A 13507-nucleotide genomic window follows, 5' to 3' on the forward strand; every position below is an offset into this window, starting at 1 on the left:
CTCGTTTCGGCTGCGAGGGGCGGTCATCGCAGGCATGCAGTGATGTGGGGCGGGCGGTCGAGGTCGGTGGGGGTGGTCTTGCGGCGGACGATGTGTCCGGCGGCGAGGTGGCGCTGGCAGATCGTCATGAACGGCGGGCCTTCCGGAAGACTGTCGGGCCGGCATTCGCTGGAGTCGGCGGCTGCGGATGGCAGGAGGTGGAAGGCGTCGTGCACGGCGGCGGTGGCCTGCCACAGGCGGGTGTGGGCGGAGGCGAGGTGTCGGCCTGCGCCCGGATGCGGGGGGCGTGCAGCCCCGGAGAGCTGGTCGACGAGCCGTAGCAGGGCGGTGAGATGAGCGTGGACGACGTCGAGGTGGAGGCGGTCCGCCGGCTCCGGCGGGGCCGACCGTCCCAGGGCGTGGGTGTGGTGGCGGATGCCGGCGGTGGCAGCTCGGAGGTAGGGGTGTGCGTCGTCGGCACGCGGAGGAGAGGTCAAAGGGACGTGGTCCTTCCTGCCGCCGTGGTGGTGCGGAGGGCAGTGGGGTCAGAGAGTGGTGCGGGCCAGCGGCAGTGCGGAGACGGCGAAGGCGTCGGGCTGCTGGAAGAGCAGGCGGCGCAGGTCGACGCCGGCGGTGACGGCGGCGGTCTCGATCTGTGCGCAGGCGGCGTCCAGGAGGGCATCGGTCTCGGCTGTGACGGTGACCAGGCCGGTCAGTGAGACATCGGCGTGCCCTGCGATGAGCTGCCGTTCACGTGTCTTGACGTCGGCGTACTCGACGGAGTCCTCTTCGCTGTCGACCTGGCCGCGACGGGTGCGCTCGCTGGCGTCCGCGATGATCTGTGCCTTCTTGCGCTGGACGTCGCGCAGTGCGGACTCCAGCCGTTGAGGCACGTATGTGAGGGAGAGGGTCCGGCGGACGCCGGCTGTGAACATCAGGCCGTGCAGGAATCCCGCGCCCATCTCGGTCCGCGGCCAGTTCTCCACCCAGTAGGTCGCGTGGCGGGCGGAGTCGGTGGCGATCCGGTCGTACTCCTCGACCTGGACGACGGGCCCGGCTGCTGCGGGGTCTGCTTCGGCCCGGCCGGATTCGGACCACTGTTGCAGGGCGGAGAGCGCTTTGGGGTCGTAGGCGGTGCGGATGACGGCGGCGATCTCCCGGGCGCTGAGCCACCCGGTGACCATCAGACCGGCGTTCCGGGCGGCCTGGGCGATGCTGGCAGTGGTCTGCTCCATGACAGTGATCGCGCCGGGTAGCCCACCGCCGGCCTGCGATATCAGGCGCTTGGCGGCTTTGAGATCGAGGGAGATCGCGATGTACGTCTCGTGCGGAGCTGCGGCGGGCCCGGCGGCGGCGACCAGTTCGGAGTAGACCTGCCCGGCGACCGGGGCCTCGGGGTGGCCGTTGTGGGCCCAGTGCCGGGCGAGGGTGTCGCCGGAGTCGGGGACGGTGCGCTCCAGGACCTGCACCGTGGCGACGTGCCCGGTGCGGGCGGTTCCGGCGAGGGCTCGGCCCCAGCTGCTTACGTTGTGGTTCTGAGCGGCCGGGTCGAGCAGCACGAAGGCGCGGGAGGAGACGCGGGCGATGGCGGTGAGGGTCTGCTGGTGCGGGTCGTGGACGGCCGCGGCACCGTTGGCGGAGTCGCCGGGGGTGACGACCTTGAGGGAGGCGGCGGTGCCGGGGAGGTGAAGGATGCCGTCCTGCCGGGGGCGGGTGACGGGCCTGGCCAGCCACAGGGTCTGCCCGGTGCGGCGGCGGTGCGCGTAGCGGGTGACGATCGGAGCCCATTCGATCAGGGACCGGCCGTTGCGGCGGACCGTGACCAGGGCGGCGACCGCTGCCCACAGCGGGGCCAGGGCAATGGCGCCGAGAAGTCCGGTGGAGATGACCGTCACCAGCAGCAGCGCCAGGGCGCAGGATACGAGCACAAGCTGGGGCAGGGTGAGGCCGAGGAGGATGCCTCGGCGGGTCCGGTGTGGGAATTTCACCGTGACCGGGGCGACGGAGAGGTCAGACAAGGGGCGGGTCCTGGAGGCGTGGAGGGGCCCGGGGGCGGGGCGTACGGAGCACGCCGCGCCCCCGGGAAGCGGGCAGAGGATCAGAGGCCGGTCGGGGGCGGCGGCCCAGCTGTTGCGCTGGGCGTGGCGTGCTGCGAGCCGGAGGACGGCGGTGCGCCCTGCGGCGGCGGGGTCGTGGTCGGCGGGTTGGACTGCCATCCGCCGCTCTGACCGGGCACGGGGTTCGTTCCGGAGTCACCGGAGCCCGGGCTGCCGCCCACCTGGCCGCTGGTGTCGTCGGAGACACTCGTCGGCGGGGGCTGGACGGCCTTCTCCAGAAGACCGGTGCTTGAATCTTCCTTGCCGTTGCCGGTCGGGTTGGCGGCGATGTCGCCGGGGAAGCCGGCGTCGGGGCCTTGAGGGGCGGCTTCCGTACCGGCTGCGGCACCGCCGGTTCCGGCGGTGGCTGCTGCCGCTGCTACCTTGCGGCCAGCCTTCTCGGCATGTGCCCTGGCGATCTGTGCTCCGGCGCCGCCGGCGCGGTGGATGGACTCGCCGTCGGTGCCGTCGGCTGCCCAGTGCACGAACTTGAAGACCGCGTACGGGCACAGCAGCACCAGCACCATGACCACGATGCCGGACATGACATCTGCCAGTGCGGCGACACCGTCTTTGGCCTCGGTCTTGCCCATGGCGGAGATACCGAGCACGAAGATCACGGTCATCAGCAGCTTGCTGACGACGAGGGTGGCGGTGGCCTCGATCCAGCCGCGCCGCCAGCGGCGGGCGACCTCCCAGCCGCCGCCGGCCCCGGCGAAGATCGCCAGGGTGACCATGACGAGGATGCCGACCTTGCGGACCATCATCACGCACCAGTAGAGAAAGGCGCCGACGGCGGAGCCGAGACCGGCGACGACCGGGACGAGCCAGCCCATGCCCGACAGGGAAGCGATCATGTTGACCAGCACGATGCGACGCACCGCCGACTCGATGCTCAGGTGCGCGGTTTTGAACAGGCCGTCGCTGATGACATCGACGACCTCGATGGCGACCGTGGTCAGGGCGATGCAGCAGAAGGCGAACAAGACGCCGGACATGGTGCCGGTGAATGCCTGGGTGAGGGCCTGCCCGTCGCGTTTGACTGCGGCACGGACGAGCTGCGCGCAGAACGTCGCGACCAGCAGGACCAGGCCCAGAGGCAGCAGCATTTCGTAGTTGTCGCGGAACCAGCCGGCGTTCAGGTCCACGTTGGTGGTGGTGTTCACCACCTCGGCCGCCAGATCGGCGGCGGCTGCCGCCAGTTCACCTGCTGACTTCATCATCCAGTTGCCGATGGCCTGGGCGGGGTCCGAGGCGAAAGAGACCGCGTCGCCGACGGCGCACAGCTTGTCGGCCAGGGGGAGATCACAGAAACCCACGGGAGTTGCCCCTCCTTTCTTGTGTCAGGTGCGGGTCACTGCGTCACGTTCGGAGCGATGGCGGCCAGGGCGCAGTCGTGGTCGGGGCGGCACTGCACGGCGAGGGTCACGGCGCGGTCCTCGGCTCCGCCCCCGCCTTTCTTCCAGGAGATCTGCTGCTTGCCGTTGACGGTGACGACGTAGATGTATGCCTTGGTGATCGCGGATGGGTCGTCGGCCAGGGCAGCCTTGAACGCGGAGGGGAAGTGGCCCTCGGTGATGCTGGCGGTGGCGTGCTGGTCCTGGTCGGCCATCCGCGACCAGAGCACCGGGTCAGGGACCTGGCCGGAGACAGAGGGCCAGTCCGCGTACGCGGTCTCATCGGTCATCCAGGCACGCATGCCGGCAAGTTGCTGGTCGCGGTCGGTGTCGCGGGTGTTGTAGGACCACAGCATCTGTGCCGCAGCCTTGGCGTAGGCGACGGGCTCAGCGATCTGCGGGGGCTTGGCCACGGACCTGGATCCGGCAACGGGCTTCGGGACGGTCTCGGAGACGGACGGGCTGCTCGCCGGGGCCTGGGTGGTGCGGCCCGGGGGCTGGTGAGTGTCCTTGCTGCCGGACAGCCAAGCGACGGTGGCCGCGGTGGCGAGCAGGACGGTGACAACCAGAGCGACAATCGCGATGCGCCTGTTGGCCGTCCAGCCCACGCCGTAGGAGGACAGCGAGAGGGCGGGGGGTCGTTTCACTGGATCTGCGACCCCAAGCTTGAGAAGAACGCGACGATTCCGTTTGCGGCGCCGAGTCCGAGCGCGGCGCCCGCGGAGACGAGGGCGCCCTTCTTGCCGTTGGCCTCGGCCTGGTGGCCGCCGGTGTGGTGGCCCCAGGCCCACACGCCGAGCGAGACGGCGAGGGCACCGACGACGGCGACGATCCCGAACAAGTTGATCGAGTTGACGACGTTCTTCAGCACGCTCAGGCCGGGCAGGCCCCCGCCCTGGGGGGAGATGCCCGGGTCGTAGGCGAGCTGGATGACGCGGTCCGTGAGAGGGAGGGACATAGGTGTGGCGGGGCTCCTTGCGTACGCGGGCCAGGCGAGAGGCTGGCGGGGAGAGGGAGAAGCGGAGAGGGAGGCGCGTTCGGGACGCGCGGGAGGGCCGTACCGGCGGCCCGCTCGGAGCGGTGTCCGGGCGGGGCGACGTCAGAGGACGCGGCGGGCGGCGAGAATCGTCCAGTCCTTGATCGGGGTGATCCGGACCGGTTTCGATGTACGAGGCGCCTCGATCACGAGGCCCTCACCCATGTACATGCCGACATGTTCGGGGCGGCTCGCGGTGCCGCGGCTAAAAATCAGATCACCGGGCTGGAGCTGGCTGGGCGAGACCGCCTTGCCCTCGTTGACCTGCGTGTACGTGGTGCGGCTGAGCGTGATGTCGGCGTGCGCGTACGCCTGCTGCATCAGCGAGCTGCAGTCGCAGCGGCCCATCGGGTCGGGTCCGTGCGAGTCGGTGCAGGATCCGCCCCACTGGTAGAGCGTGCCGAGCTGGTACATCGCCCACTCGATGGCCTTGCGCGCCTTCGGGCCAGCGTTCCTGGGGATCTTGTATCCCTTCGGGACGCTCCCCTCGGGGATGCGGCCGAAGCCGGAGCCGTCCGTGTCCGGAGCGCAGCCGGTTGCGGGCTGTTCGCCTTTATCCTCTGCGTCCTTGTCGGCGCCGGGGAAGGTCTTGGCAATGGCCGCCTGGAGTGCGGTGGCCAGGGACTCCCACTTCGCGTACGCGTCCGGCCAGCCGGACTTCTGGACGGCCTGCGCGGCCTGGGTGACGGTCATCTGCTGCCAGCCGTTCACCTTGAGCAAGTGCTTGTAGAACTGTTCGCTCGCGTAGACCGGGTCGTGGATCTGCTGGGCGGTGCCCCAGCCCTGGGAAGGACGCTGCTGGAACAAGCCCAGCGAGTCCCGGTCGCCGTAGTTGAGGTTGCGCAGCCGGGACTCCTGCATCGCCGTGGCGAGCGCGATGACCTGCCCTTTCCTGGGGATGTCGAGGCTGCGGCCGGTGGCCACGATCGTCTGGGCACTGGGGACCTGCTCGGCGGGCAGGTCCAGGCCCTCGATGTGAGCGTTCTTCCCTGACGCACCGTCGAGAATCTTGGCGACCTGCTCGGCGACGTCATCGGTGTCGATGTCGGTCAGACAGTGGTTCACCGAGCCGCTGCTCTGCACGGCGTCGGCGGAGACAGCCAGCACCATGCCGGTGCCGGCGAGCAGGAGCGGGGAGAGACAGACGACGCCGATGCCGGCGGCGAGCGCCTTCAACCCGTGCGGCCCGATCGGCGGTCACGGCATGTGGGCAGGGGCGGGTAGCGGCATGTCATGCAGGTGTCCTTGGGGTGCGTGATCCGGTGTGCCGTGTGTGTATGGCGTGGTGGAAGGGCCCCGGCAACCGAGGTGCGTGATTGAAGTGTTGGCCGGCACAGGCGAGTTGCCGCTCGATGAGCCGCACCCGCAGATGGGCCAGGTGTGCCGGGGACAGAAGTAGGAAAGCCAGAGGCGGTGTGCGCCAGGCGGTTCAAAAACAGTAGGCCCGGATCGCCGGTTGACCAAAAAGTAGGCGTGAGGTGCCGGAATCCGGCCCCTCAGCAGGGAATTTCTTGGTCGTCGGCGAATTCGCCCCTACAGTTTTGGAACTCCTCTCGCCTCCCCGGCCTGTGGGCCCTGGGCCTCTGTATGCCCAAATCCGGCCCCCGGGGACATTCCTGCGAGACGGCCTCTCCCTCCGCTCTACACCCGAATCGGGGTTCCTCTTTGCCTTTTTCCCTGCACCAGGGCGACGCCCTCAGCGTCCTCACCGGCCTGCCGGACAACTGCGTCGACTCCGTCATCACCGACCCCCCGTACAACTCGGGCGGGCGGACCGCGAAGGAGCGCACCACCCGCTCCGCAAAGGCGAAGTACACCTCCGCCGATGCCCAGCACACCTTGCCGGACTTCACCGGCGAGAACATGGACCAGCGGTCGTACGGGTTCTGGCTGACGCAGATCATGACCGAATCCCACCGCCTCACCAAGACGGGCGGCACCGCGCTGCTGTTCACCGACTGGCGGCAGCTGCCCACCACGACGGACGCGATCCAGGCGGCCGGGTGGCTGTGGCGCGGGGTGCTGGCCTGGCACAAGCCGCAGGCCAGGCCGCAGAAGGGCCGGTTCACCCAGAACTGCGAGTTCATCGTCTGGGCCAGCAAGGGGCCGATCGACGGCTCCCGGAACCCTGTCTATCTGCCCGGCTTGTACTCGGCGTCCCAGCCCTCGGGGGCGAAGCGCCGGCACATCACGCAGAAGCCCGTCGAGGTGATGCGCGAGCTGGTCAAGATCTCCCCGCCGAGCGGCACGGTGCTCGACTTCTGCGCCGGCTCCGGCTCCACAGGCGTCGCCGCCCTGCTCGAAGGCCGCGACTTCATCGGAATAGAAAAAACCGAAGAATACGCAGCCATCGCGGCCGAGCGGCTCACGGAGACGATCGGCGAAACGCTGACCCAGGACGACGTGGTTCTGACCGCCTGATGCCGCAACGGAGTTCTCTGCGGCGATAGACGGGGCCATTTCCCAGTCAAGGGCGACGCCTCGACACGCCTCATCACCGCTATCGCTTCACTCGTTCCACGCCCTCTAGGAGGCCACACTCATCATGTCTGAACCCGTAGAACCCCCGGCCGACGGGTTGGAGCCGGTCCGTATTCCGGATCCGCAGCTGGAGGGGATTGAGGCCAGCGTCCGGCGGCTGATGGAGCAGTCGGCGCAGCAGTCTCAGCAGCTCGACCATCTGGCCTCCGCGCCGGCCTCCAGCAGTCCCTCACCGTTCGCGGCGTTCGGTATGCCGGGGTTCGGCGGACCGCCCCCGGTTGTCCCGCCAGAGCCGCGCCCCATCATGGAGCTCGCCGGGGAGGACCGCGAGGACGAACTCGACGCCCTGTCCGACTGGGTCGACGACTTCCTGCTGCCCGTCTACGGATCGGAAGTCACGACGGCAGCGCCCTGGTGCCTGCAGTGGCAAGAGCACGACGACGTCGTTGCGTGGCTCCACGCCCTGTGGCTCGCCTACCAGCAGCACAAGGACCCAGAGGCAGGGCTGAGCGGCCTGTTCGTGTGGCACCGGGATTTCCTCACGCACGCGATCGCTGCGATCCGTGCGCCAGGAGGGCCGCTGTCTGCATGCATGACTGCCCCGGAGCGTCCCGCACACCGGCTCCTGCCCGGCCCGCCGCCCTCGGCCCGGCCGGAGAAGAGGACAGCCACCGAAGCGGAGCGGGACGAGTCCGGCGAGCCTGACATGCCGACGTCATGAACGGCGGGCAGCAGCGGCCCGCCTTCGGCCTGAGCTTCGACCCCCGTGCCCTGACCGATCTCCTCCAGGCCCCCGGCGACATCCGGGACCTGACACTCGCCTACCTGCAGGAAGTGGTGAACGCCGAGAGGTTCGGAACCCGGCTCGACGGCGACCTGGAGGGCTACCGCAAATTGGTCGTGGATTCCCGGAAGGAGTGGCGCGTCGTCTACGGCGTGCGCCCGGCGCCGGAAACGTCCGCGCACCAGCGGGAGATCCACGTGGTTGCGGTCCGGCCCCGGGCCGGCAATCAGGTCTATGACGAGGTCGGACGCCGTCTTGGGATGTCTCGCCGACCACTGAGTGCCCGCACCCACGCGGCCCGTTCCCGCTCCCCTCAGCTCATCACCCGCGGCCCAGTGCCGAGCCCGGGACCACCGTCCTCCGCGCTGCCGGGCCTGCCCCGCCCTGCGCAGATCCCCTCGCACCGCCATTCCCACTGATTGCCTGGAGCCCCGCCTATGTCCGATCCCGCGCCGGCAGCAGTCCGGCGTGCGGTCTCCTCCCTCGACCACCGCATCGAAGCCGTCACCGGCCACGACACCGACACCCTGTGGGCCCATCGAGACCGCGGCATCCTCGACGAGCCGCATGCCCGCCTGGTCGACCAGCACCGCGAGCTGGTCCAGGCCGAAACCGGCGTGATCTTCTATCGAGTCCTCCTCCACCGTCTGTCCAGCGGAGAGTTTCCCGTCGATGACGCCCTCTTCGAGAGCATCGACCGCACCGTGGACCAGCTGGAGCAGGCCGCCGACGTGCGCGACGGTGCCGCCCGCCGAGTGATCGCCGCACTGAAGCCCATCGAAGCCGCCGCCGAAACGGCACCAGCCGACAAGAGAGACCCGCCATCGGCTGCCGACCGGGCGGCGCTGCTCGCCATCGCCGGCGGCGCCAAGCTCTACCAACACCTCCTGACCAATCAGATGTCGGTGACCACTGCATCCGGCACCCGCATCGACCACGCCGCACTGCAGCGGCTGGAAGGCGCCGGCCTGGTCTCCCGGGACACCAGCCATCCCGTGCACGCCGGCCAGCCGGTCGCACTGACCGACGCCGGACGAGCCGCACTGGCCGCCGCCCGTCGGCTCACCACACCTCAAGCGCCAGCGACGGCAGCCCGGCCCGGTGCGTGGCCGTCCGCCCCAACACATCGGCGCTGACCCCCCAACAGAAAGGCAGGCCCTTGTCGCCCACCATCACATCGACACCCGCGAGGGTGCATGCCCGAAGTTGATTTCAAGCTGGACGAGTTCGACGCCGACGAGCAGATGTGCCGCGCGTTCTACCGCCAGGTCGCGGTGGAAGCGGACATGCTCGTCCCAATCGCTGAGCACCACACCGCCGGCGAAGAGCACAGCTACTACGTCCTGTTCGACCGCACAGCCACCTACGGCCACCCCGGCGACCCCCAATACGTCGCCGTCCACCTGCAACGGGACCGAGGAAAGCGGAGCTTCGATTTCGAGCAAGCTCCGCTGCCGCTGCCCGCGATGGCACAGTCCTGGCTGATCCACCGCGGGTGTCCTCCCGATGCCATCGGCCTCGACCCCGAGCTGGGCCCTCCGCCGGCGGATGAGGCGACGCGGGCTCTGGGACAGCGCCTCGTGGGTGATGGCGACCACTACGCGATGGGCTACTCCTACACCCAGGACGACCCGGACGACTGGGTCACCGTCGTGGCCCTGCGCTCCCTGCACGAGCGTGCCCCGTCCCCGTACCGCGTCGTGGTCGAGGAGGTCGACACCGACGCGTGGACCCACACCCTGCGCGAGGGCGGCTTCGACACCGTCCAAGAAGCCCTTCAGTGGTGCTACGACCGGATCGGCGGCACGGCCGGCCCCCTCCCCCCGGTCCGGCCATCCGCAGTGCCGACTCGCCCGCATCTCCCGGCAAAAGCGCCTGCTCCACGCCCTCCTGGCCGGTCGTGCTGAACAACACGGCTGAATATTCCGGCGGATTGGGCCGCAACATAGCCCACGATCGCCGGTTGGCCAAACCGGCGATTGTCCGGACTCTTTATGAGGCCGACGGGAAACGTCCCCCGGCCGCCCCTCACACATTCCTCTCTCCTGCACGGAGGTTTCTTCCGCATGCGCTCCACCCGAATTGCCCTATCCGCAGCAATGCTCGGTGCCCTTGCTCTGCCGGTGCTGTCCGCCACCACCGCGAGCGCGGCACCCGTGGCCGCTTCGGCGCTCGCGAGCAGCAGCTGCTCATCGCTGCCGCCGCTGCCGTACGAGGTGCACACGAAGGCCGTGACCATCCGGTCCAAGGCCACCACGAAGTCCACCGCGCTCGGCGTGCTCTACCGCGGCCACAAGTTCACCGTGCACAAGAAGAGCGGTAACTGGCTCTACATCACGGACAAGACGACCGGCATCAAGGGCTGGGTCTCCGGCACGTACGTCTACCGCGACGTCCGCATGTGTCTGGACTGAAAGACCCGCAGAGGCCCGCGCACTACCTGACTGCTTCACCAGGACGGACGCCAATTCACGACCCCCAGGCGTCACTTTTCCTGAAAGGAGTTCCCTCTTGTCCGACGACATACTCGGCGGCAGCGACGATGTTGTGGGTGTGCTCACCGATCGGATCGAAGCCCGCTTCGGAATGGGCCTCGCCCAGTTGAAGGCCGCAGTCGCCGCAGCGCCGGCCGCGAATCCCGACGCCACCGGCGTCGTCAAGTACCACGGTCTTCTCCTCGACTCCCAGGCTGCGCTTGACCGCGCGGAGGACGCCCTGCTTGCCGCGCTGGAAACACAGCCCAGCGAGGTCGACGACCCGACGATGCACCTTGCCCAGCGCGTCAATGCGGCCGTCACCACGCGCGACGGCCGGGCGCTGGTCGTGCGGTGGCTCCTGGACCCGGACGCTCCGGGGAAGAAGGGCCTCGCCGCCGAGCGCCTCGCGCGTCTCAACCGCGGCACCAACAAGGGCCCTGCGGTGCAGACCAGCGCTCCGCACCGCCCCGCGTCGGTGCCCGCGCCGGCATCGGTCCCGCGAGCAGGAAGGGCCACCCTGTGAGCGTCAGCCTCAAGCCCAGCAGCGCGGACAGGCAGCTGCAGGAGGTCTTCGGCGCACCGGTCGCCGAGCTGTACACGAGTGTGACCGGCCCCGATACTTCTGCCGCGTTGACCCGCGCCCTGGAGCTGCGGTCCTTCCTCGCGCTGACCGAGGAACAGGTCGCCCGCGTCCGGGACCGGGTACACGCCGACATGGCGCCGGACCGCGACATGGACGAGCTGTCGGCGGACAAGCTCCAGTTCGACTCGGACTGGCTGGAGGCAGCGCTCGATGCCCGCGACGGCTACCGCGCCGCGCTCGGTGAACTGCTGCACACCATGCCCCCGCCCAACCAGCAGCCCCGGCCCGTCCGCCTCGCGCAGTCGATGGCCGTCGCTTCCCTGCCGCCCTCCGTCGTCCCGGCACTTCCACGTGCTGGGGCGGCCCGGGTCCGCCGACCGTGAAAGCCCCCGCTTGCCCCACCTCACGTCCACCGAGATAGCCGGACGGATCGAGGACCTTTACGGCGCACCGCTCGCCACCCTCGACGCACACGTCCAGGACCAGCCCCCCGGCATGCTCTCGGCCCTCCTCGGCATGCACCACGAACTCGCCGTCGCGGAGCGGAGCATCGCCGCCCACCGCGACCGCCTCGCCCAGCTCGTCCACCCCGGCCGGCACATCGGCGGACACGAGGTGTCGCACGTACTCGACTGCGCCCGCCGTCTCGCCGAAGCGGTCACCGTCCGCGACATCCAGGCCCCGACGGTCACCGCCGTCCTCCAGAGCCTGGGACGCGTATCCCCGCCCGAGCCACCCCCCGCCGCCACCACGCCGGCTGTTCCCGCGCCGCCCTCACGGCCTGCGAGCGCGACACCAGGGCGCTGACCCCCCCTTCTTCCTCCCAGGAGTTCCTTTGACCACCACCGGTCTGTCCCCGGCCACCGATGCCGACATCGCCCGGGTCACCGAAGCCCTCGGCATGATCACCCCGCGCTGGACCGTACGGATCCTCCTGGCACTGAGCGGCCGGCCCCAGCGCTACACGGACCTCGCGGCCAAGCTGCCCTGGCTGCAGAGCGGACAGCTTCACCCCAAGGTCCGGTCGCTGTGCGACTCCGGCCTGCTCGAACGCGTCGAGCACTCACAGCGGCACGTCACCTACGGCCTCACCGAGCGCGGCACGGAGCTGCTACCCGTACTGCCGCTGATCGCCGGGTGGGCCGACCGCTTTCTGGAGAAGCCGGACACGCCCACGTCCGCGATCGAGAACATCGAGGACAGCCTCACCCTGCTCACCCGCCGGCACGCCACAACGATCCTGTGGGTACTCAAATCCCGCCAGGAGACCAGCGCGCGGGCCCTGGCCAGCATCGTCATACCCGACGGCTACTGGACCAGCATCTATCCGCCGCTGCGGCAGCTCGTTGACGACGGCCTGGTGACGACAGCCGGCGCCGGGCAGCCCTACCGGCTGTCCGAGGCCGGCGACGGTCTCGCAGGCGTCTTCGGAGCCCTGTCCGCGTGGTCTGCCGGTCGGCCGCTCACCCACACGTCCCAGCACTCGGTCTGGGGACACAGCGACCACTCCGTGCGCATTGGCCCGCAGACCCAGGCCGCCCACCACTCCCGCAGCCCCGCCCCCACGACGACCGCCCCGGCACGATCCGCGCACCATCCGGCCTGGCAGAACCGCGACCTGTTCTCCCACACCGCCCCGTCCCGTCCCAAGGCCGTACTCACGGCGGGAGGGCCGGGCCGATGACTACCGCTACGCCCCAGGGACAGGTCGCGCGAGCGTGCACGGCACTGGCATCCGCCGACTTGATCCGCCTGATCACGGAGATCGACGACAACGGCCCCGTTCCGCCCCACGGGCCGGCACGCATCTTTCCGGATCTCACACGGCTCCGGATCCGGCACACCATCGAGCAGGCCCATGCCCTGGGTCTGGTTAGCATCCGGTCCGGTGCCGGGCTCGGGCTCACCGATGCCGGCCTGAAGTTGGCCGACATCTACGACTCCACCGCCCGATGGGCCCGGACCCACAACTACCCAGGACCCACCTGCACGTTCATCACCCGTGTCCAGGCCACACTTCAGCTCCTCACTCCCGTCCAGGGCCCGGTTGCTGCACCAGCAGCCCCTGTAAGGGCTGTTGAGGATCTCGCCCGGCTGCGTGAGGCCCTTGACCGCTGGATCGATTCCCACTGGAGCGGCGACGAGCCGGCCGGTGTCCTCCAGAACCTCCCGGAAGCGGCGTGACCCCGCAGCGCAGGGCGGTGAGCGCCCTTGGCACGAAGACCGCTGGTGACGTGCTTGCCGCCCGGGGCGTCACCCTGACCACCCACCCGTCCGGCAGCGCCCTGGACACTCTCGTCCGGCTCATCCAGGAAACAGCCGCTTCCGTGGACGAGGTCCAGCACCAACTCCTCACCCAGGCGGAAACAGCCAGCCGGACTCTGGACCGGATCACCAGCGGACGGGACACCGTCCACCACGCGGCCACTGACGGGCTTCTGCAATTCACCGGCATATCCATCGACATGCTCGTCGCCCGCCGGGGCGAAGGCATCCGCCTGCTGCGCATGCTCACCAACTCCTACGCGGACCTGCGGACTTCGCCGGAACGAGACTCACCTCAGCAGATACCAGCCCCGGTACAAGCCCCGCCCCGCGCACCTCGCCGGTCCCGCGCATAACCCCTTCCTCCCGCCGGCCCTGGCCTTTCATCCAGCGGGCCGGCTTCCTCGAA

General features: G+C 69.7%; 18 protein-coding genes. 12 read left to right on the forward strand and 6 right to left on the reverse strand.

The features are described 5' to 3' along the window. Positions 1-23 precede the first annotated feature (23 nt). The 6 genes from ACZ7IB_RS13625 to ACZ7IB_RS13650 form a co-directional block, all read right to left on the reverse strand. On the reverse strand, positions 24-476 hold the full coding sequence (locus tag ACZ7IB_RS13625) for a DUF6238 family protein (protein WP_470912397.1): 453 nt from the start codon (positions 474-476) through the stop codon (positions 24-26). A gap of 48 nt (positions 477-524) precedes the next feature. Further along, positions 525-1997 (reverse strand): SCO6880 family protein, encoded by a 1473-nt coding sequence (locus ACZ7IB_RS13630; protein WP_470912399.1) that lies wholly within the window; start codon positions 1995-1997, stop codon positions 525-527. 80 nt (positions 1998-2077) lie between these two features. After that, positions 2078-3394 carry an SCO6881 family protein gene (locus tag ACZ7IB_RS13635; RefSeq protein WP_470912400.1) on the reverse strand — a complete coding sequence of 439 codons (1317 nt, stop codon included), beginning with the start codon at positions 3392-3394 and terminating at the stop codon, positions 2078-2080. Positions 3395-3429: 35 nt separating this feature from the next. Beyond that, positions 3430-4119, reverse strand: coding sequence for a hypothetical protein (locus ACZ7IB_RS13640; protein WP_470912402.1), 690 nt, complete (start codon positions 4117-4119; stop codon positions 3430-3432). After that, a complete protein-coding gene (locus ACZ7IB_RS13645) occupies positions 4116-4430 on the reverse strand; it encodes a DUF6112 family protein (protein WP_317860199.1) in 315 nt (104 codons plus the stop codon). Before ACZ7IB_RS13645 ends, ACZ7IB_RS13640 begins: the two co-directional genes overlap by 4 nt. 141 nt (positions 4431-4571) lie before the next feature. Next, positions 4572-5684: a C40 family peptidase gene (locus ACZ7IB_RS13650; RefSeq protein WP_470912404.1), complete on the reverse strand. Its 1113-nt coding sequence runs from the start codon at positions 5682-5684 to the stop codon at positions 4572-4574. A gap of 489 nt (positions 5685-6173) precedes the next feature. Here ACZ7IB_RS13650 and ACZ7IB_RS13655 point away from each other — a divergent pair, with 489 nt between their 5' ends. The 12 genes from ACZ7IB_RS13655 (at position 6174) to ACZ7IB_RS13710 (ending at position 13454) form a co-directional block, all read left to right on the forward strand. Further along, positions 6174-6929, forward strand: coding sequence for a DNA-methyltransferase (locus ACZ7IB_RS13655; protein ID WP_470912407.1), 756 nt, complete (start codon positions 6174-6176; stop codon positions 6927-6929). A 220-nt stretch (positions 6930-7149) separates the two neighbouring features. Continuing rightward, the gene (locus tag ACZ7IB_RS13660) at positions 7150-7710 is read left to right on the forward strand and encodes a DUF4913 domain-containing protein (protein WP_470912510.1); all 561 of its coding nucleotides are present in this window, start codon (positions 7150-7152) and stop codon (positions 7708-7710) included. Further along, positions 7707-8192: a hypothetical protein gene (locus tag ACZ7IB_RS13665; protein ID WP_470912410.1), complete on the forward strand. Its 486-nt coding sequence runs from the start codon at positions 7707-7709 to the stop codon at positions 8190-8192. Before ACZ7IB_RS13660 ends, ACZ7IB_RS13665 begins: the two co-directional genes overlap by 4 nt. Positions 8193-8210: 18 nt before the next feature. Next, complete coding sequence (locus ACZ7IB_RS13670; RefSeq protein ID WP_470912413.1) at positions 8211-8909, forward strand: hypothetical protein; 699 nt, start codon at positions 8211-8213, stop codon at positions 8907-8909. Positions 8910-8969: 60 nt separating this feature from the next. Beyond that, positions 8970-9680, forward strand: a complete 711-nt coding sequence (locus ACZ7IB_RS13675) for a hypothetical protein (protein ID WP_470912416.1) — start codon at positions 8970-8972, stop codon at positions 9678-9680. Between the two features lie 159 nt (positions 9681-9839). Further along, positions 9840-10187 carry an SH3 domain-containing protein gene (locus ACZ7IB_RS13680; RefSeq protein WP_470912418.1) on the forward strand — a complete coding sequence of 116 codons (348 nt, stop codon included), beginning with the start codon at positions 9840-9842 and terminating at the stop codon, positions 10185-10187. 97 nt (positions 10188-10284) lie between these two features. Next, positions 10285-10773, forward strand: coding sequence for a hypothetical protein (locus ACZ7IB_RS13685; protein ID WP_470912419.1), 489 nt, complete (start codon positions 10285-10287; stop codon positions 10771-10773). Beyond that, positions 10770-11216 (forward strand): hypothetical protein, encoded by a 447-nt coding sequence (locus tag ACZ7IB_RS13690; protein ID WP_470912421.1) that lies wholly within the window; start codon positions 10770-10772, stop codon positions 11214-11216. The genes ACZ7IB_RS13685 and ACZ7IB_RS13690 overlap by 4 nt, the downstream gene beginning before the upstream one ends. A gap of 10 nt (positions 11217-11226) precedes the next feature. Beyond that, complete coding sequence (locus ACZ7IB_RS13695; RefSeq protein WP_470912423.1) at positions 11227-11640, forward strand: hypothetical protein; 414 nt, start codon at positions 11227-11229, stop codon at positions 11638-11640. A gap of 28 nt (positions 11641-11668) precedes the next feature. Next, positions 11669-12517 carry a winged helix-turn-helix transcriptional regulator gene (locus ACZ7IB_RS13700; RefSeq protein WP_470912425.1) on the forward strand — a complete coding sequence of 283 codons (849 nt, stop codon included), beginning with the start codon at positions 11669-11671 and terminating at the stop codon, positions 12515-12517. Continuing rightward, positions 12514-13017: a regulator gene (locus ACZ7IB_RS13705; RefSeq protein ID WP_470912427.1), complete on the forward strand. Its 504-nt coding sequence runs from the start codon at positions 12514-12516 to the stop codon at positions 13015-13017. Before ACZ7IB_RS13700 ends, ACZ7IB_RS13705 begins: the two co-directional genes overlap by 4 nt. Further along, the gene (locus tag ACZ7IB_RS13710; RefSeq protein WP_470912429.1) at positions 13014-13454 is read left to right on the forward strand and encodes a hypothetical protein; all 441 of its coding nucleotides are present in this window, start codon (positions 13014-13016) and stop codon (positions 13452-13454) included. The genes ACZ7IB_RS13705 and ACZ7IB_RS13710 overlap by 4 nt, the downstream gene beginning before the upstream one ends. The last annotated feature ends 53 nt before the right edge of the window (positions 13455-13507 follow it).

This window comes from Streptomyces sp. NPDC037301 (assembly GCF_055602785.1).